Raw genomic sequence first — 19,318 nt, 5'->3', positions numbered from 1 at the left:
GCCACGACGATGATAGAGACACGGGGGCTGGTCCACCGCTACGGCGAGTCCCGAGCGGTCGACGACGTGTCGCTGACGCTCGACGACGGCGCGTTCGTCGTCGTCGCCGGTCCGAACGGGTCGGGTAAGACGACGCTGGTCCGACACTTCAACGGCCTGCTGACGCCCGACGAGGGGGCGGTCCTCGTCGACGGCGACGACGTGACCGACCACCCCGTCACCGCTCGCTCGTCGGTAGCGATGGTGTTCCAGGACCCCCGCGAGTGCTTCGTCGCGGCGACGGTCGGTGCGGACGTGACGTTCGGTCCCGCGAACCTCGGTCTCTCTCACGAGACCATCGCCGAGCGTCGGCAGACGGCGCTCCGAGCGGTCCGGATGGATGGCCGGGAAGACGAACGTATCGACGAACTCTCCGGGGGTGAACAGGCGCGCGTCGCCATCGCCGGTGCGCTGGCGATGGAGCCGACACATCTCGTGCTGGACGAACCGTTCGCGGGCCTCGACTGGCCGGCACGCGAGGCGGTCCTCGACCACCTCCGTCGACTCGAGGAGGGCGGGACCGGCGTCGTGGTCGTCACCCACGACCTGCGGGACGTGGCGACGGCCGCCGACCGCGTCGTCGTCCTCTCGGAGGGACGGGTCGCACTCGACGGCCCGCCCGACGCCGTCGCCGACCGTCTCGCCGAGTTCGGCGTCCGCCCACCGGAGCGGTGATGTACGCCCCTGGCACCTCCTTGGCACACCGCCTCGACCCGCGGGCGAAACTCGCCGTCCAGGTCGGGTTCGCGCTCGCGGCGTTCGCTCACACGTCGCCTCGGGGCCTGCTGGTCGGGACGGGCGTCGTCGCGTGCTGTCTGTGGGCCGCCCGAACCGCGCCGTGGGAGGCGCTCACCGAACTCCGACTCCTGGTTCCGTTCCTGCTCGCCGGCCCGCTGGTCGAGGTGGTCGTCCTCGGTCCGCCGTGGCTGGCTCCCGAACAGGCCGTCGCGCCGGCGCTCGCCAGCTACCGGACGCTGCTCGTGGTGCTCGTCGCCGCGGCGTACGTCCGGACGACGCCGACCCGCGAGTCACAGGCGGCGCTCCAGTGGCTCGTGCCGGGGAAACCGGGTCGTGCGCTGGGACTCTGCGTCGGCCTGGTGGCGCGGTACCTGACGGTGTTGCGGGCGGACCTCCGCCGGACGCGGACGGCGATGCGAGCGCGACTCGGCGACCGGTTGCCGGTCCACGAGCGGATACGACTCGTCGCCGTCGCGGGACTGGGGCGGGTGTTCGACCGGTCGGACCGACTCGCCTTGGCGATGCGCGCACGCTGTCTGTCGTGGAACCCGACGCTCCCCCGGCTTCGGTTCGGTCCGGCCGACGCGGTGGCGCTCGGCCTCGCACTGGCACTAATCGGGTGGGCACTCACCCCCGCCCTCGCGCCGGTTCTCGCGTCCCTCGTGTAGTCGGTCGGTCGACAGAAAACGCCGAACAGCGGACGTTCCGTTGATAACACTTAACCCCGAGTCGCCTCGCTGGTAAACCATGACAAACTTCGGACTCGCGGGAGGGGAGGTGGTGCTCCAGCAGGAGGTGACGCGACCGACGTTCTGGCAGATCGGGCCGGTCGGTGAGGCGATGTTCTACTTCCTGGCTGCCGTGACCGTCGTCTGGTTCCTCTGGGGCGTCTACGACCGCTTCGCACGCTACAGCGCCGGCAAACCGGACCACGCCGCGCGACTCGACGATCTGCCGGGGCGCATCGCCCGCGCCGCGAAGGTGGTGTTCACCAACGAGAAGCAGTTCAACCGCGACTTCGTCGGCGGCGTGATGCACGCGTTCATCCTCTGGGGGTTCCTGACGCTGCTCATCGGCACCACCATCCTCGCCATCGACATGGACATCTGGACGAAACTGCTCGGTCAGGAGTCGTTCTTCACGGGCGCGTTCTACCTCTCGTACTCGCTGGTGATGGACGCGATGGGGCTGCTGTTCGTCGTCGGCGTCGGCGTGGCGCTCTATCGGCGCTACGGACTGCGGATGGAGCGACTCTGGGACCGCCACAACAGCTGGGAGGACGCCTTCCTCGTCTGGTCGCTGTTCCTGCTCGGCGTCGGCGGCTACGTCGTCGAGGGACTGCGCATCCTCGGGACGGAGTTCCCGACCCACGAGACGGTGTCGTTCGTCGGCTACTTCGTCGCACTCGTCTTCCAGGGCGTCGGGATGAACCCGGAGATGGCGACGTTCGTCTACCCGGCCGCGTGGTGGTCCCACGCACTGCTCGCGTTCGGCTTCATCGTCGCCGTGCCGATGGCGAAACCGTTCCACATGATCTCGAGTTTCGCCAACGTCGTCACGAACGACGACAAGGCGGGCAAGCGCCTCCCGGGCATCCCGCTGGACCTCGACCACACGAACGCCGAGGACGTCGACGACTTCTCGTGGAAGGAGATGCTGGACCAGGACGCCTGTACGAAGTGCGGGCGCTGTTCGTCGGTCTGTCCCGCCAAGGCGTCGGGCCGACCGCTCGACCCACGGAACGTCATCCTCGACCTGAAGAGCTACCGTGAGAGCCTCGACGCCGGCGAGACGGACTCGAAACCCATCGTCGCCGACGGCGGCAGCGGCGTCATCGACACCGAGACCATGGAGTCCTGTATGGCCTGCATGGCCTGCATGGACGCCTGCCCGGTCGACATCGAGCACCTCTCGTCGTTCACGCGCATGAACCGCCAGATGACGGACGAGGGGGCACTCAAACCCTCCATCCAGGACATGTTCCAGAACGTGATGCAGAAGGGCAACACGTTCGGCGACCCCAACCGCAAGCGCGCCGACTGGACCGAGGACCTCTCGTTCGACGTCACCGACGCCCGCGAGGAACCCGTCGACTACCTCTGGTACGTCGGCGACTACCCGAGTTTCGACGACCGGAACAAGGCCGTCGCTCGCTCGCTCGCCACCATCTTCGAGGCCGCCGATGTCGACGTCGGCATCCTCTACGACGACGAGGTGTACGACGGCAACGACGTCCGGCGCGTCGGCGAGGAGTTCCTCTTCCTCGAACAGGCCGGCACGCTCGTCGAGTCGTTCGAGGCCTGTGAGTTCGACACGCTGGTCTGCACGGACCCCCACTCGTACAACACGTTCAAAAACGAGTACCCGGAGATCGACTTCGAGGAACTCGCGGACGACCCGATGATGGAGTTCGACGTCGAGGGGTTCTGGAACCAGCGCGGCGAGATCGACGTCCTCCACTACACGCAGGTCGTCCAGGAACTCGTGCAGGCCGGGAACCTCCCGCTGTCGGGGACCGAACTCGACTACACCGTCACCTACCACGACCCGTGTCACCTGGGTCGGTTCAACGACGAGTACGAGGCCCCGCGTGACCTCGTCCGTGCCACTGGCTGTGACCTCCACGAGATGCCGCGCAACCGCGCCAACTCCTACTGCTGTGGCGGCGGTGGCGGCGGCCTCTGGATGGACCTCGAAGAGGAGGAGAAGCCGAGCGAGGAACGCCTCCGCGAGGCGCTGGAGGACACCGAGGCCGGCCCGGCCGTCGAGAAGTTCGTCGTCGCCTGCCCGATGTGCCTGACGATGTACGAGGACGGCCGCAAGACCGGCGGCTTCGAGGAGGACATCGAGATCGTCGGCCTCTCGGAACTCATCGCCGAGGCCATCGAGGCACGCGACGTGACGGTCGGTTCGTCGGAGTCCGCCTCCGAATCGGCGACGACTGCTGACGACTGACCGTCGTTCACCGTCCGTTCTCCCTCCTCGTCGGCCACGACGGTCGTCTCGAACACGCCTCTCCTCGTCGTATCGCTGTCTCGATGCCGACGTCGTGAGTCGGGTCGTGTGGGTGTTCGGTGGTGTTCGGCCCACCGCATCGACAACGGCTTTCACCGCCCGTTCCGACTGTCGGGTATGGACCTCACTCACCGTCCCCGCCGGCTCAGAACCGACGGGATTCGACCGCTCGTCCGCGAGACGTCGCTGTCGCCCTCGGACCTCATCGCCCCCGTGTTCGTCGACGCGACGACCGACGAACGGGTGCCAATCGGGTCGATGCCCGGTCATCCGCGCGTGCCGGTCTCGGGTATCGTCGAGCGTGTCGAGGAGGTGCTGGCGACGGGCGTACAGGCGGTGATGCTGTTCGGCATCCCCGAGGAGAAAGACGCGGTCGGGTCGCGGGCGTACGCCGAGGACGGCGTCGTCCAGCGAGCGATGCGGGCGGTCAGCGAGGAGACCGACGCCTACGTCGTCGGCGACGTCTGTCTCTGTGAGTACACCAGCCACGGGCACTGCGGGGTTCTCGAGAGCGAAGCGAAGGAGCGCTGGGAGCGGCTCCGCCGAGACGATGTCGTCGAGGACCACGCCGCCGATGACCCCACCCTGACGGTGAAGAACGACGAGACGCTCGACCTGCTCGCGCGAACCGCCGTCTCGCAGGCCGACGCGGGCGCGGACATGGTCGCACCGTCCAGCATGACCGACGGGATGGTCGGCGCGATCCGCGAGGCGCTCGATTCGGCGGGGCACACGGACGTGCCCATCATGAGCTACGCCGCGAAGTTCGAGTCGTCGTTCTACGGGCCGTTCCGTGACGCCGCCGACGGTGCGCCCGCGTTCGGTGACCGCCGGCACTACCAGATGGACCCCGCGAACGCCCGCGAGGCGCGGCGCGAGGTCCAGTTGGACGTCGAACAGGGCGCGGACGTGCTGATGGTGAAACCCGCACTCCCGTACCTCGACGTCGTCCGGGACGTCCGCGAGGCGTCCGACTACCCCGTCGCCGCGTACAACGTCTCGGGTGAGTACGCGATGCTCCACGCCGCCGCCGAGAAGGGGTGGCTGGACCTCGACGCCGCGGCCCACGAGTCGCTGCTCTCCATCAAACGCGCCGGTGCGGACCTGATCCTGACGTACTTCGCCGAAAGCGTCGCGTCGTCGCTTTCGGCGACCAGCCAGCCGTAGTCCGACGCTCTTGCAGAGAGCGTGGCGTCGTCGCTCGACCGAGCGACCGGGCGTCGTCGGATGCGTGCGCCGAACCGTCGGCATCGATGGACACGAGTCCCCACCGCCAGCGCACGGTCCCCGTCCGCGCGTACCGGGTGTCAGTGCCACTCACGGCAACGTTTGCGTGGACGAACGGTCGGTTCCGGAGCGGTCGAACGTCCGATAAGCGGACGAAGTACGACCTTATATCCGTAATACTGTACCTCATTTCGCACGAACGTCGTCTTGACCGGCGAAAATATTGAAATGCACGAGCGAACTCTTTTGTAGGTGTGTTTCGTGACATGGTTCCGTGAGTTACACGCACAACGTCACGGTATTCGGAGTATGGATGGACGAACGTCGCAGTAGGGGGGTACGCGGATGACGCTCGTGCAGGCGGGTTCCGACCTCGCGGCCGTCGCCGAGAGCATCAACACCGTCTGGGTGCTGACGGTCACGTTCCTCATCTTCTTCATGCACGCCGGCTTCGCCATGCTGGAGGCGGGGCAGGTGCGCTCGAAGAACGTCGCCAACCAGTTGACGAAGAACATGCTGACCTGGAGCGTCGGCGTGACGGCCTTCTTCCTCGTCGGACAGGGCATCGGGAACGTCGTCGGCGGGAACGCCGCACCCTTCGGCTACGTCGACGACCCGAACGCCTGGGTCGGCTGGCTGTTCGGCGCGGTGTTCGCCATGACGGCCGCCACCATCGTCTCCGGGGCGGTGGCGGGCCGTGCGAAGCTCCGCGCGTACGTCGTCTACACCGTCGCGCTCGCCGCGCTCGTCTACCCCGTCGTCCTCGGGTTCACGTGGGCCGGGTCGGGCCTGCTCTCGGCGGACGGCGCACTCGGGTTCGGCGTCGGCTTCAGCGACTTTGCGGGCGGCATGATCGTCCACGGGATGGGTGGCATCGCCGGCCTGACCGCGGCCTGGATTCTCGGCCCACGGCTCAACCGCTTCGACGGCGACGGCTCGGTCAACGTCATCCCCGGCCACTCCATCACGTTCGCCGTGTTGGGGACGCTCTTGCTCTGTTTCGGCTGGTACGGCTTCAACGTCGGGACACAGGCGACCATCCTCGACCCCGAGACGGGCGAGTTCATGGGTGGGGCACTCGGCCGCGTCGCGCTGACGACGACGCTCGGGATGGCCGCCGGAGCCATCGGCGCGAGCGCCGTCTCGCTGGCGAAGACTGGCAAGGTCGACACGCTGTACGTCGCCAACGGGATGCTCGCAGGTCTCGTCGGCATCACGTCGAACACCGACGCCATCGTCTGGTGGGCCGCGCCCGTTATCGGCTTCCTCGCGGGCGCACAGCTCCCCGTGGTGTTCGAGTTCGTCGAGAAACGCCTCCACATCGACGACGTCTGTGCGGTGTTCCCCGTTCACGGCAGTGCCGGGGTGCTCGGTGCGCTCCTCCTGCCGTTCTTCACGGTGGGTGAGGGTGGTGGCTGGGTCGTCAGCACCGACCTCGTCGTCCCGCAGTTCGTCGGCGTCGCGGTCATCGCCGGCTGGACCGTCCTCGCCACGGCCGTCGTCTTCGGCGGTCTGAAGGCGCTCGGCCAGGCCCGCGTCACCCGCGAACACGAACTGGAGGGCCTCGACATCTCCGAACACGGCGTCGAGACCTACCCTGAGTTCAACCTCGGTGACGACCCCGTCGTCACGACCGACGGCGGCGTCCGCACCGACGGCGGCTCGGTCGGCGACGACGGCCGCCCGAACGACGGTGGTATCAAGATGGTCGTCGCGTACGTCCGACCGGACAGGCTCGGCGCGGTCAAGCAGTCGCTCGTCGAGGCCGGCGCACCGTCTATCTCGGTGACGAACGTCTCCGGTCGCGGCTCACAGCCCGCGAAGAAGGGCCAGTGGCGCGGCGAGGAGTACGTCGTGGACCTCCACCAGAAGGTGAAGGTGGAGTGCGTCGTCGCCGAGACGCCGGCACAGGACGTCGTCGAGGCCATCGCGTCGGCCGCGAAGACCGGCGAGAAGGGCGACGGGAAGGTGTTCGTCCTGCCCGTCGAGTACGCCCGGCAGATTCGCACCGGTACGGAGGGCATCGAGGCGGTCTGAACCGCTCGTATCGGTCGAGGCGTTCGCCTCCCGTCCCTCGCTCGCTCTGGGTCGGCCGACGTTCGTCCCACGAGCCGAACAGTTATATGAAAGAGACTATCTCATTGTAGTGTATGAAGGGCCGTCGGATGTGGGTGCGGTTGGCCGCGCTCCGGAGTCGAGTCCCTCGGGTGACCGACGACCCACCGCGTCCGACGGACAGCGTCGACTGGCGAGCGGTCACGCTCGGCGTTCTCGTGGCGCTGTGCCTCGGCGTCCTCGCGTTCTCGAACGTCCTCGGTGCGGGCGTCGCCTCCGTGGCCCTGTTCGCGCCGGGCGTAGTCGTCGGCCTGTTCGAGCGTGGGGGACGCGCGGTCCTCGACGACAGCGTCCTCGCCGGGTTGGCGAGTCTCGTCGTCCTCACGGTTGCGAGCGTCCCGTTCGGGTCGACGGCCCTCCCGTGGGTGTTCCTCGACCCTGGAACCGTGGCCGGCTTCGCAGCGGCCGTCCTCGTCGGCGCGCTCGCCGGGGTCCCACTGCTCGCGCTCGGCTCGGCCGTCGTCGGCGGGACCGCTGCCTACGCCCGTCGGCAGTTCCTCGCGGGCGTCCGGGCCGCTCGGTCCGCGTGACCTCGTCTCGACCACCGATGCAGTAACCTCCTTACTGCACCCGCGAGAAGCGCCGCCATGACTCGCAACCGCGAGAACTCTCGGGCGCTGTACGACCGGGCGCTGTCGGTCATGCCCGCCGGTGTCAACTCCTCGGTCCGGGCGACCCAACCGTACCCCACGTTCGTCCGGAAGGGCGACGGTGCACACGTCATCGACCAGGACGGCAACCGCTACGTCGACTACGTGATGGGCTACGGACCGCTCTTGCTCGGTCACGACATGCCCGAGTCCGTCGCCGCCGCGGTCCAGCGTGCCGCCAGCGAGGGGCCGATGTACGGCGCACCCACCGAAGTCGAGGTGGACCTCGCGGAGTTCGTCGTCCGGCACGTCCCGAGCGTGGAGATGATTCGTTTCGTCAACTCCGGCACGGAGGCCACGGTGTCGGCCGTCCGCCTCGCCCGTGGCTACACGGGTCGGAACAAGATCGTCGTCATGCAAGGGGGCTACCACGGCGCGCAGGAGTCCACGCTCGTCGAGGGCGACGTCGAGCACCCTCGTCCCTCCACGAGCGGGATTCCCCAGTCGTTCGCCGAGCACACCCTGCCCGTGCCGTTCAACGACGAGGACGCGCTCCGCGACGTGTTCGAGGCACACGGCGAGGACATCGCCTGCGTCCTCACCGAACCCATCCTCGGCAACTCGGGTATCGTGATGCCCGAGGAGGGCTCCCACGAGACGATTCGGGACCTCTGTGACGACCACGGTGCGCTCTACGTCCTCGACGAGGTCATCACGGGTTTCCGCGTCGGCGGGTTGGGCTGTGCGCAGTCGAAGTTCGGCGTCACGCCCGACGTGACGACGTTCGGCAAGATCGTCGGCGGCGGGTTCCCCGTCGGCGCTATCGGCGGCAAGAGCGAGATAATCGAGCAGTTCTCGCCGTCGGGCGACGTCTTCCAGTCGGGGACGTTCTCGGGACACCCGGTGACGATGGCGGCCGGTCTCGCCACGCTGGAGTTCTGCGCCGAGCAGGACGTCTACGAGCACGTGAACGCACTCGGCGAGCAGTTGCGGGAGGGCCTGACCGACATCGTCGCCGACCGCGCCCCCGAGTACACCGTCGTCGGGACGGACTCGATGTTCAAGGTGGTGTTCGGCCGGAGCGCGACCGGCCCACAGAGCGACTGCTGTTCCGCCGGGTGTACGCAGGACCCGACCTGCGAGCGCTACGGCGACTGTCCGAAGACGGGCGCGGACGTGGCGAACGCCGAGACCAGCGCTGGGACCGCCTGTTCCGACCGTTCATGGAAGAACAGGGGATTTTGCTCCCCGCGAACCAGATGGAGAGCCAGTTCGTCAGCTACGCCCACACCGAAGCGGACGTCGAGGAGACGCTGGACGCGTACGAGGCGTTCTTCTCGTAGGTCGGCAGTCGTCGGTTCCACGCTCCCGAGCGACCACACTCCCCTGAACGTTTATGCCGCGTGACACTGTGGTGTCGCGTATGTCGTCACCCTCCACGACTCGCACGGCCACCGCGAGTCACACGACCGACCGATACGTCGACTCCGAGTGGTGGAAAGCCATCGCGCTGGCGGGGGCGTTCTTCGTCTTCGCGTACGTCGTCGGGTTGTTACTGTTCCTCACCGTGTTCGTGCCCGCAGTCATCGGCCTCGGTGATCCGGCCGGGCTGTTGGGTGTCGGATTCGGGCTCGCCTTCCTCGTGTTCGTGCTGTTGGCGCTCGTCGGTCTCGTCTTGAGTCTGCTCCTTCCGGTCGCGCTCTACTTCGACGCGCAGGCGGTGACCGAGGCGAACGTCGGCTGGCGGCCGGACCCGACGCTGTTCGCCGGCGTGGCCGCTCTCGGCCTGTTCGTCCAGATCGTCCAGCCGGCGGTCGCGTTCTACTACCTCTACAAGCGTCGACAGGCGGTCGGGACGCCATAGAACGTCTTTTCAGCGTTCGCCGTCCAGTCCGTGTATGAGCGATACGCTACGGCTGGCGACGCGCGGGTCGGCGCTGGCGCTCCGACAGGCCGAGTCGGTGCGCGAGGTGCTGGCGACCCGGCGTCGGCCGGTCGACCTCGTCGAGGTGGAGACCCGCGGCGACCGCATCACCGACGAACTCATCCATCGCCTCGGGAAGACCGGCGCGTTCGTCCGCGCACTCGACGAACAGGTCCTCTCGGGCGACGTCGACGCCGCCGTCCACTCGATGAAGGACATGCCCACCGAGATGCCCGACGACCTCGTCGTCGCGGGCGTCCCCGAGCGTGCCAGCGCCACCGACGTCCTCGTCACCGTCGACGGCCGCCCGCTGGAGGACCTCCCCAGCGGCGCGACGGTCGGCACCTCCAGCCTCCGCCGGAAGGCCCAGTTGCTCGCCGAGCGCCCGGACCTCGACGTCCAGCCGCTCCGGGGGAACGTCGACACCCGTGCCGAGAAACTGCTCGCGCCGGGTCTCCAGCGCGAACACGAGCGCCGTCTCGATGCGGAGGAGACGGACGGGGCGGACGACGACGCCACCACCGAGTCGTTCGACGAGGACCTCGACACGTGGTTCAACGGCCTGAGCGAACTCCAGCGCCGCGCGCTCGAACGCGACGTGGAGACGGAGTACGACGCCATCGTCCTCGCGGAAGCCGGTCTCGACCGCTCGGGACTCGCCCACTCGCTGCAGTATCAGCGCCTCTCGCCGTCGCGGTTCGTCCCCGCGCCGGGACAGGGTTCCATCGCCGTCACGTCCCGCGACGACGAGGTGGCAGAGCGGATTCACTCCGCGGTCGACCACCCGCCGACGCGCGTTCGCGCGACGGTCGAACGGACCATCCTCGCCGAACTCGGCGGTGGCTGTGTCGCGCCGGTCGGCATCTACGCGAAACTGCAGGGCTCGAAGGTGAACGTCGCCGTCCGCGTCCTCTCGCAGGACGGCACCGAGGAGATACGCGAGAACCGTGACCTCCCCGTCGAGCGCCACCCGCAGGCCGCCCGCGAGTTCGCCCAGGCCCTGGCCGACCGCGGTGCGGCGGACCTCATCGAGCGTGCCCGCCGCGAGAGCCAACCCGACCGCGGCGCACGCGAGGACGCCGAGGAGTCGGCCACCGACACCGACGCCGACACCGACGCCGAGGGACCCTCCGAGACCGCCGTGGAGTCGACGGACGAGGAGACGCCCGCTGTGGCGTCGGAGACGACCGCCGACGAACGCGAGGTGGACTCCGACGACGTCGAAGACGAGTCGGCCCCCGAGGCGGACGGGTCCGACGACTCGACGAGCGACCACACCCCCAGCACCCCGTGGCCGACCGTTGGGAGCGACGACGGGGAGGAGTGAGATGGCCGAGTCCGACGCGGACGGCGTCGTCTACCTCGTCGGGAGCGGTCCCGGCGACCCGGACCTGCTGACGGTCAAGGCCCACCGTCTGCTGACGGAGGCGGACGTGGTCCTCCACGACAAACTGCCCGGTCCCGAGATTCTCGGGCTGATCCCCGACGAGAAGCGCGAGGACGTCGGCAAGCGTGCCGGCGGCGACCGGACGAGCCAGGAGTACACCAACGACCGGTTGGTCGAACTCGCCCACGAGGGGAACGTCGTCGTCCGTCTGAAGGGTGGCGACCCGTTCGTCTTCGGTCGGGGCGGCGAGGAGGCCGAACACCTCGCGGCCAACGACGTGCCCTTCGAAGTCGTCCCCGGCGTCACGAGCGCGGTCGCGGGTCCCGCCGTCGCGGGCATCCCGGTGACCCACCGCGACCACGCCTCCAGCGTCACGTTCGTGACGGGTCACGAGGACCCCACCAAGGAGGAGTCGGCGGTCGACTGGCACGCGCTGGCGGCGACGGGCGGGACGCTCGTCGTCCTGATGGGCGTCGGGAAACTCCCCGACTACACTGCCGAACTCCGCGAGGCGGGGATGTCCGGGGAGACGCCCGTCGCGCTGGTCGAGCGCGCGACGTGGCCCGACCAGCGTGTGGCGACGGGGACGCTCGCGGACATCGTCGAGGTCCGTGACCGCGAGGACATCTCCCCGCCGGCCATCACCGTCGTCGGCGACGTGGCGGCGACCCGCGAGACGCTCGCGGCGTTCCTGCGAAACGGGACCGACGAGGCGTTCGACGCCACGGAGGTCGGAGAGGAGTGAGCGACGACACCGGCACAGCAGGCACCGGCAGCGAGGGGCGCCCCCGAGTCGCCGTCTTCCGCCCCGACGACGAGCGACTGGCGCGTGCCGTCGACCTGCTCGACTCGCTGGGCGTCACTCCAGTCGGTGACCCGATGCTCGCCGTCGACCCGACGGGCGAGACTCCCCGCGAAGACGCCGATTTCGCCGTCCTGACGAGCAAGACGGGCGTCGAACTCGTCGCCGACGCCGGGTGGACTCCCGAGGGGACGACGCTGTGTGCCATCGGCGAGGCGACGGCCGGCGTCCTCCGCGAGCACGGTTACACGGTCGACGTGGTGCCCGAGGAGTTCTCCTCGTCGGGACTGGTCGCGGCGCTGGCCGACCGCGTCGGCGGGACTCGTGTCGAGGTGGCCCGAAGCGACCACGGCTCCGCGGTCCTGACCGACGGTCTCAACGACGCGGGCGCGTTCGTCCACGAGACCACGCTGTACCGCCTGACTCGACCCCCCGAGTCGGGGGTCTCGGCGGATTTCGCGGCGTCGGGTGACCTCGACGCGGCGTTGTTCACCTCCTCGTTGACCGTCCAGCACTTCCTCGACGCGGCCGCAGAACGGGGTGTCCACGACGAGGCACTCGTCGGACTCGGTGACGCCGTCGTCGCCACCATCGGTGCGCCGACCCGTGAGACGGCCGAAGCCGCCGGCATCGACGTGGACCTCGTCCCCGAGACGGCCGACTTCGAGGCGCTCGCGCGGGCCGCCGTCGCCACGCTCTCGGGAGCGTCGCCGAACGCGTGAGTCCGGTCGGGGGCCGGGTCCTGCCCGTCCGCGCGACTCACTCCGACGGGGCGGCGCTCAGAGCGTCCGACCGAGGACCGTCGCCGGCACGTACCGCAGGTCGGTGAGTCGCCACCACATCTCCGCTCGCGGGTCGTTCCCGTCGATGCGGGGGATTCGGTGGGGGTCGGTCGACGGGGCGACGAGACCACGGTCGATGGTGACCGACAGGTCGTGTGCGCTCGCCGCGATGTCGACCGCTTCGCCGTCGAAGTCGCCGTACGGGTAACAGAACCGGTCGACGGTGACGCCGAACCGGGATTCGAGGTCGGACTTCGCACCCAGTATCTCCTCGCGTTTCGTCGCCGTGTCCAGCGTCGAGAGCCTCGGGTGTGTCCGCGTGTGGTTGCCGATGGTGACGAGGTCCTCCTCGACGAGTTCGGCCAACTCCGCCTCGGTCATCAGGAGACGGTCGTCCGACGGTTCCAGTTCGTGGCGCTCGTAGGCGAGTGCCCTGCTCTCGTCGTCGACGAACGCACTGGAGACGAACACCGTCGCCGGGACGTCGAACTCGCGCAGCAACGGGAGGACGGTCGTCGAGAAGTCGACGAACCCGTCGTCGAAGGTCAGGGCGACCCGCTTCGGTCGGGTCTCGGTCGGGTCCAGCACCGCCGGGAGGTCAACGACGTCGTAGCGTTCGACGAGCGCTTCGAGGTCGGCCACGAACCGTTCGACCGGGAGGCTCCCGACGTAGCCCGGTATCCCCCCGACGGAGTGGTACATCAACACCGCGTTCTGCCGACTCGACCAGAGTCGTGAGAACCGCATCCGGGCGTCCGCGCTCCCGAGTACCCTGTCGACACCGTCGATGGCGTCGACGGCCGCTCGATTCGCCCACTGCCGGAGCGGATGCCAGTTCTCCTCGGTTCGGTCCATCGCTGTCGCTCTCGGCATCGTCGTCTCGGATAATAGCTGTTACTCAGAATACAGGAAGTGTCCGAACGGGGTGTCTCCCCGTCGCCGGAACGTCCCGTCGGTGAGGGCCAGCAGTTTATACCGCAGAACGAACTACTCGCTCGCAGATGACGCCACCCGTCCCCGAACTCGCCGACCACGCCGCGGACTGTGCCGACCGGTTGCTCGCCGCCGACGAGGTGTTGCTGGCCTCTCACATCGACGCCGACGGACTGACGAGCGCGGCAGTGGCTTCGACGGCGCTCGAACGGGCGGGTATCGAGTTCGAGGCGGTGTTCAAGAAGCAACTGGACGCACACGAGATAGCGACCATCGCCGCGGCCGACTACGACACCGTCCTGTTCACCGACTTCGGGAGCGGCCAACTCGACGACATCGCGCGTCACGAACGCGAGGGCGACTTCACGCCGGTCGTCGCCGACCACCACAGGCCCGCCGACGAAGAGACCGAGTTCCACCTCAACCCCCTCCTGTTCGGCCTCGACGGCGCGAGCGAACTCTCCGGGGCCGGCGCGGCGTACGTCCTCGGGCGGGAACTCGGGCGGGCGACGACGGGCGACGACGCGGCGAACACCGACCTCGCGGGCCTCGCCGTCGTCGGCGCGGTGGGCGACATGCAGGCGTCGAGTGGTGAACTCCACGGGGCGAACGCCGGTATCGTCGCCGAGGGCGTCGAGGCGGGCGTTCTCGGCGAGGCGACCGACCTCGCACTCTACGGTCGTCAGACGCGACCGCTCCCGAAACTGTTGGAGTACTCCAGTGACGTCTACATCCCCGGCATCTCCAACAGCCAGTCCGGTGCGGTCGGCTTCCTCTCGGCCCTCGACGTGGACCTCAAATCGGGTGGAGAGTGGCGGACGTGGGTCGACCTCTCGGGCGACGAACGCCAGACGGTCGCCAGCGCGCTGGTCCAGCGAGCCATCCAGCGGGGCGTCCCCGCGCACAAGATAGACGGGTTGGTCGCCACGACGTACACGCTCCTCGACGAACCGGAGGGGACGGAACTCCGCGACGCCAGCGAGTTCTCGACGCTCCTCAACGCCACCGCACGCTACGAGCGGGCGGACGTCGGCCTCGCGGTCTGTCTCGGGGACCGCGACGGCGCGCTCGACCGGGCGCGCGACCTGCTGACGAACCACCGCCGGAACCTCTCCGAAGGCTTGCGCTGGGTGCAGAACGAGGGTGTCACCCGCGAGGAGCACGTCCAGTGGTTCGACGCGGGCACCCACATCCGCGAGACCATCGTCGGCATCGTCGCCGGGATGGCGGTCGGCAGCGACGGCGTGGACCGCGACGTCCCCATCCTCGCGTTCGCCTCGAAGAGCGACGAGGAGACGAAGGTGAGTGCGCGGGGTACCCACGCGCTCGTTCGCTCGGGACTGGACCTCTCTGCGGTGATGGGCGAGGCGTCGGCGGCCGTCGGCGGGAAGGGTGGCGGCCACGACGTCGCCGCCGGTGCGACGATTCCCGCAGGTCAGGAGCGAGCGTTCGTCGAGCGAGCGGACGCCATCGTCGGCGAACAGCTCGGATAGCCGGATCTCGGCCGAGTCGACCGTGCTCTCGCAGACGAGCGGTCGCCGTCGCGTCCGGCCGATACACCGTCAGCCACGATACGAAAACGACCGCGATGGCGAACACTCAGAGCGTGCGGAACCGTCGAAGAGAGGGGTGTTCAGTCGCTCACTCGACGACTTCGACCGTCGCGTCCCCGTCGTACTCGCTCTGGGCGTCCGCCAGCAGTTGGGGCTTCCCGAACGGCAGCGCACCGAACAGCGCGTAGTGGACGACCGACGCGACGACGAACAGTCCGAGCAGTACCGTCAGTAGGCGGGTCACCTTCGACATGTGCGTAGAGACGAGTCGGACCCGCAAGAAGGCGACGGCCTCGGTAACCGGCAGGTGAAGCCGACACGGGTCCGCCCACTTCGACGACTGTGGGTTCGGCCGACCGACTCCGGTGACCGCGTTCACCTCGAAGCCGACGTTCCGGGTCGGTCCGTCGCTCAGTCGTGCGGTGCGGACCGACTGGAGTCGCCGGCCAACCGCTCGGCGAGCGTGCGTGCGGCCGTGACGTGTTCGTCCGCCTGCTCGTCGCCCGTCCCGTCGACGTTCGAGAGCAGTTCGACGACGTGGCCGGCACGTTCGCGCTCGACGGCTGGGTCGAGGTCGGACTCGGCCATGTCGAGCGCGAGCGCCTCCGCCTCGCCCAGCCACGCGTTCGTTCGACTGTCGATAGGTCGTTCGCCGGTGGCGACGAGGTGGTCGGCCAGCCGTCGGGTGGGGTCGTCGGTCACGGTCGTTCGGTCGTCGTGGAGGTGTCTCAGTGTTTCGTCGTGCGCTCACCGCCCGAATCCCCGAACAGCAACCCCTTTACTCGCGGCTTCGACCGATGTGGTATGGACCGGTCGCTCCTCGTCGCGCTGCTCGCCGGCGTCCTCCAGGGTATCTTCGAGTGGCTCCCCATCTCCAGTGAGGGGAACCTCACCGTCGTCCTCACGGCGCTCGGCCGGCCGGCGGAGGCGGCCGTCGCCTTCAGCCTCTTTCTCCACCTCGGGACGGCGGGTTCGGCCAGCGTCTACTACCGCGAGGAGGTCGCCGAACTGCTCGGTCGCCTCCCCGACTGGCGACCGAAACGCGCGTTCGTGGGCGAACAGGCCCCGGTGACGTTCCTCGCTGTCGGCACGCTCGTCTCCGGACTCGTCGGTATCGCGGCCTACGCGACGCTCGACGAGGTGGTGAACGAACTGACCGGCGGGACCGTCGTCGTCCTCGTCGGTGTCCTCCTCGTGGTGACCGGCCTCTTCCAGAAGTTCACGGCGGGACGCGCGAGCACCGAGCGTGACCCGGACCTCCTCGACGCCGTCCTCGTCGGGGCCGCTCAGGGCGTCGCCATCCTCCCCGGCGTCTCCCGGTCGGGGATGACCACCGGGACGTTGCTCCTGCGTGGCTACGACGGCTCCTCGGCGTTCCGCTTCTCGTTTCTCCTCTCCATCCCCGCGGCGCTCGGCGGCGCGGCCATCGCGTACGTCGATACGGGCCTCGGCGAGGTGACGCCGACGGCCGCCGCTATCGCACTGCTCACCGCCTTCCTCGTCGGCTACGCGACCATCGACGCGCTCCTCCGGGTCGTCGAACGCGTCCCGTTCTGGCTGGTCTGTCTCGGACTGGGTGCGGTGGCGATGCTCGGTGGCGCGCTCGTCCTCTGAGCGTTCGGCACCCGCTCGTCGCCACGATGCGCTCGCCCTCAGGTCCCCGTCGGAACCGTCGACCCGTCCCCGACCGCGGACTCGTTCACCGTCACCGCCGTCCCGCCGCCGCTCCCGTTCACCGTGTACGTTCCGGGGTAGGCGACCCGGACGGTGTACTGCCCGTCCGCGTTCGTCGTTGCCTGTCGCGTGTAGACGAACGTCGTGTCCTCCACCTCGACCCGCGTCTCGACGGTCACCGTCGACGAGTGGTCGGCCGTCCCGCGCAGGACGGCACCGGGGACCAACTGGAACGCCTTGTAGCTCCCACCGTCGTTCGTGGCGACGAGTCGGTAGTGGCCGAGACCGGGCGTGTCACCGTCGCGGCTCCCGTTGTCGAGGTGGAGGCGCGTTCCGAGTGCGTCACTCGACACGACGCCGGACACCACCCCGTCGCTCGTCACGACGAACCCCCGTCGGTCGAGTCGGTCGTACCACTCCGACCCGTTCGTGCCGGCGACGAACGGGGCGTAGTTGTTCTGGGCGTAACTGTAGGAGAACGCCTCGCCGTTGACGAAGTAGTTGTACATCCGGTTCTCGCCCCACTCGGTCAGGACGTAGTTCTCGGGGTATTCGAGGCCCTGTGACTCGCTGTAGGCGTCGATAGCGACCGCCGTCTCGTAGTCGTCGCTGTCGGTCGTGAGTAAACTGGTCTTGAGCGGGACCTGGACGATGCTCAGGCCGGCGAGCAACACGAAGATGAGGACGAGCGCCTGTGCGGTCGAGCGGTCGGGGAGGGCGAGCGTTGAGGCAGTACCGTCCCCGAACGGTGCCGGCGGGGCGACGACGTCCACCCACGCGGCGACGTGGACGAACGCGAGACCCGCGAAGACGGCGACGAGCGGTGACAGCTCCCCGACGAACCGGACCTGGACGACGGCGAGCACCAGGAAGTACGCGCCGTAGACGCCCAGCGGCAGCCACCGGGCGTCCTCGCGGGCGCGTGAGAGACTCCAGACGAGGTACGGTAGGGCGACGAGGAGGAGCAGACCGAACAGCAACAGCCACCCGAGCGACTGGCTGAACAGGCTCTGGACCTCGGCGATGGCGCGGTAACCGAACAGTCGGTCCGTGGCCGCGGTGGTGAACTCCGTCCAGAACTCCGGGAAGAGCACTCGAAACGCGAGGACCGCCACGACGCTCCCGACGAGTTCACCGACCGCGAGCGCCCACGCCGGCAGGCCGACGCGACGGGCGGCCGCTCCGGCGACCAGAACTCCCAGGCCACCGACAGCGAGCAGTGCGGGCGCGACGACCACCGGCGTCGTGTGCCAGCCCAGTGTCCCGTGAACGAGCCACGTGAGGCCGGCCGCGAGACCGACACCGAGGACGACCGGGCCGCTCGTGGGGAGCGGCGACTCCTCGCGGGCGACCGCTCTGAGGCCGTCGGCCACCAGGAAGAGGCCGAGCGGGACGACGAGCAGCGGGCCGGCCTCCCACGCGAGCACCTGACCGGCCACACCGAGGGCGACGGTCACGATGCCGACCGCCGCGAGGTCCGGTCGCGGCAGGACGTCGCCGTCAGCACGGTGGGCGGCGACGGTCACGAGCACGACGCCCAGGAGCGTCAGCGTCAGCCAGACGTAGTCGAACGCGTGGTGATCGGCGAACCCCAGACTCGTCCGCATCGCGTGGCCCGGCAACACGGCGAGCATCAGGACGGCGGCGAGTGCAACCCGTCGGTCGTCGGTGACGAGGGCTGCGATACTGTAGACGAGTACGGCGGTGACGACGGCCGCGACGACCGGGTACCACGCGAGGACGCCGCCGACAGCACCGACACCGCCGAGGAGGCTGGCGACCAGCCAGAGTATCGCTATCGTCAGCGGTTCGCCGTTCTCGGAGCTCAGCGGGAGGTTCGAGACGCTCAGTTCGGGGTCGGTGAGCAGCTGCTCGACCAGATACCGGTAGTAGTACGGGTCGTTCCCGGAGAGGACGACGTGATCCGGACGGAAGACGGCACTCCACGAGGTGAGCCGGAAGGCGACGACGAACGCGAGGGCCACCAGCAGACAGGCAGCGGCGAGTCGGTCGCTCCGGTCGAACGAGCCGAGCGTCGAGAGCGACGGCATCGAGCGACCGGTCGTCGATGCGGAGCCGGTCTCGGTGCCCGGCTCACCGTCGCGTGCCGCGTCGAGTCCGTCTCGAACGGCGTTCCGGTCGGCGACCCGGTAGTTTCCGCCCTCGGTCTTCTCTACGACACCGCCGGCGACGAGTTCGCCGAACTGCCCCGAGTCTATCGGCAGGTCGCCGAACGTGAACGGTTCGTCGGCGGACAGGACGGCCTCGGTCGCCGACTGCAACTCGGGCCGGTCGTCGAGGAGGGCGCGAACGTCGCCGGCTGTAACCATACCGTCTCACGTTCGAGTCGAGTAAAGAAGGCGTCGCATCGGGGTGGGGTAGGGTCGACGACACGGTGAGTGTCGCTCGCACGACGCTCGGCGGACCCGTACTCGTTTCTCGCGGAACCCGACGAGACGAACAGGGCACTGGTCGGCACCCCGGACCGTTCGGTCGGACGGTGCAGATACAGCAGCCTTTTATCTTCGACTTTTTAAAA

General features: G+C 68.8%; 15 protein-coding genes and 2 pseudogenes. 13 read left to right on the top strand and 4 right to left on the bottom strand.

The genetic code is table 11. The features are described 5' to 3' along the window. The first annotated feature begins 9 nt into the window (after positions 1-9). The 11 genes and pseudogenes from GQS65_RS08125 to GQS65_RS08075 all read left to right on the top strand — a co-directional run bounded on the left by GQS65_RS08125 (position 10) and on the right by GQS65_RS08075 (position 12,559). Positions 10-714 (top strand): energy-coupling factor ABC transporter ATP-binding protein, encoded by a 705-nt coding sequence (locus GQS65_RS08125; RefSeq protein WP_158204133.1) that lies wholly within the window; start codon positions 10-12, stop codon positions 712-714. Further along, entirely contained in the window at positions 714-1,445 is a 732-nt protein-coding gene (locus GQS65_RS08120) for an energy-coupling factor transporter transmembrane component T family protein (protein WP_158204132.1), read from the top strand. Before GQS65_RS08125 ends, GQS65_RS08120 begins: the two co-directional genes overlap by 1 nt. 79 nt (positions 1,446-1,524) lie before the next feature. Then, the gene (locus GQS65_RS08115; RefSeq protein WP_158204131.1) at positions 1,525-3,732 is read left to right on the top strand and encodes a (Fe-S)-binding protein; all 2,208 of its coding nucleotides are present in this window, start codon (positions 1,525-1,527) and stop codon (positions 3,730-3,732) included. Positions 3,733-3,909: 177 nt separating this feature from the next. Beyond that, entirely contained in the window at positions 3,910-4,959 is a 1,050-nt protein-coding gene (hemB, locus tag GQS65_RS08110) for a porphobilinogen synthase (protein ID WP_158204130.1), read from the top strand. A 405-nt stretch (positions 4,960-5,364) separates the two neighbouring features. After that, the gene (locus GQS65_RS08105; RefSeq protein ID WP_158204129.1) at positions 5,365-7,056 is read left to right on the top strand and encodes an ammonium transporter; all 1,692 of its coding nucleotides are present in this window, start codon (positions 5,365-5,367) and stop codon (positions 7,054-7,056) included. 113 nt (positions 7,057-7,169) lie between these two features. Continuing rightward, positions 7,170-7,664, top strand: a complete 495-nt coding sequence (locus GQS65_RS08100) for a hypothetical protein (protein WP_158204128.1) — start codon at positions 7,170-7,172, stop codon at positions 7,662-7,664. A 57-nt stretch (positions 7,665-7,721) separates the two neighbouring features. After that, a pseudogene (gene hemL, locus GQS65_RS08095) lies at positions 7,722-9,067 on the top strand (glutamate-1-semialdehyde 2,1-aminomutase). An 80-nt stretch (positions 9,068-9,147) separates the two neighbouring features. Continuing rightward, the gene (locus GQS65_RS08090; protein ID WP_158204127.1) at positions 9,148-9,588 is read left to right on the top strand and encodes a hypothetical protein; all 441 of its coding nucleotides are present in this window, start codon (positions 9,148-9,150) and stop codon (positions 9,586-9,588) included. Between the two features lie 34 nt (positions 9,589-9,622). After that, a pseudogene (hemC, locus tag GQS65_RS08085) lies at positions 9,623-10,726 on the top strand (hydroxymethylbilane synthase); the annotation flags it as partial. 250 nt (positions 10,727-10,976) lie between these two features. After that, positions 10,977-11,780 carry a uroporphyrinogen-III C-methyltransferase gene (gene cobA, locus GQS65_RS08080; protein ID WP_158204126.1) on the top strand — a complete coding sequence of 268 codons (804 nt, stop codon included), beginning with the start codon at positions 10,977-10,979 and terminating at the stop codon, positions 11,778-11,780. Continuing rightward, positions 11,777-12,559 (top strand): uroporphyrinogen-III synthase, encoded by a 783-nt coding sequence (locus tag GQS65_RS08075; protein ID WP_368279963.1) that lies wholly within the window; start codon positions 11,777-11,779, stop codon positions 12,557-12,559. The genes cobA and GQS65_RS08075 overlap by 4 nt, the downstream gene beginning before the upstream one ends. A 57-nt stretch (positions 12,560-12,616) precedes the next feature. Here GQS65_RS08075 and GQS65_RS08070 read toward each other — a convergent pair whose 3' ends face one another. Further along, positions 12,617-13,492 (bottom strand): polysaccharide deacetylase family protein, encoded by an 876-nt coding sequence (locus tag GQS65_RS08070; protein ID WP_158204125.1) that lies wholly within the window; start codon positions 13,490-13,492, stop codon positions 12,617-12,619. A 128-nt stretch (positions 13,493-13,620) separates the two neighbouring features. Between GQS65_RS08070 and GQS65_RS08065 the strand changes: the two genes are divergently transcribed. Then, positions 13,621-15,045 (top strand): DHH family phosphoesterase, encoded by a 1,425-nt coding sequence (locus GQS65_RS08065; RefSeq protein WP_158204124.1) that lies wholly within the window; start codon positions 13,621-13,623, stop codon positions 15,043-15,045. Between the two features lie 148 nt (positions 15,046-15,193). On the opposite strand, the gene GQS65_RS21365 is transcribed toward GQS65_RS08065, so the two are convergent. Both GQS65_RS21365 and GQS65_RS08060 read right to left on the bottom strand, forming a co-directional pair. After that, positions 15,194-15,358, bottom strand: a complete 165-nt coding sequence (locus tag GQS65_RS21365; RefSeq protein WP_199268422.1) for a hypothetical protein — start codon at positions 15,356-15,358, stop codon at positions 15,194-15,196. Positions 15,359-15,516: 158 nt separating this feature from the next. Beyond that, positions 15,517-15,807, bottom strand: coding sequence for a hypothetical protein (locus GQS65_RS08060; protein ID WP_368279962.1), 291 nt, complete (start codon positions 15,805-15,807; stop codon positions 15,517-15,519). Positions 15,808-15,909: 102 nt separating this feature from the next. Here GQS65_RS08060 and GQS65_RS08055 point away from each other — a divergent pair, with 102 nt between their 5' ends. Continuing rightward, positions 15,910-16,719 (top strand): undecaprenyl-diphosphate phosphatase, encoded by an 810-nt coding sequence (locus tag GQS65_RS08055; RefSeq protein ID WP_158204123.1) that lies wholly within the window; start codon positions 15,910-15,912, stop codon positions 16,717-16,719. 38 nt (positions 16,720-16,757) lie between these two features. On the opposite strand, the gene GQS65_RS08050 is transcribed toward GQS65_RS08055, so the two are convergent. Further along, positions 16,758-19,109 (bottom strand): hypothetical protein, encoded by a 2,352-nt coding sequence (locus GQS65_RS08050; RefSeq protein ID WP_158204122.1) that lies wholly within the window; start codon positions 19,107-19,109, stop codon positions 16,758-16,760. Positions 19,110-19,318 lie beyond the last annotated feature (209 nt).

This window comes from Halomarina oriensis, from assembly GCF_009791395.1.
GTDB lineage: Archaea > Halobacteriota > Halobacteria > Halobacteriales > Haloarculaceae > Halomarina > Halomarina oriensis.
This window is presented reverse-complemented; position numbering and strand designations above follow the sequence as displayed.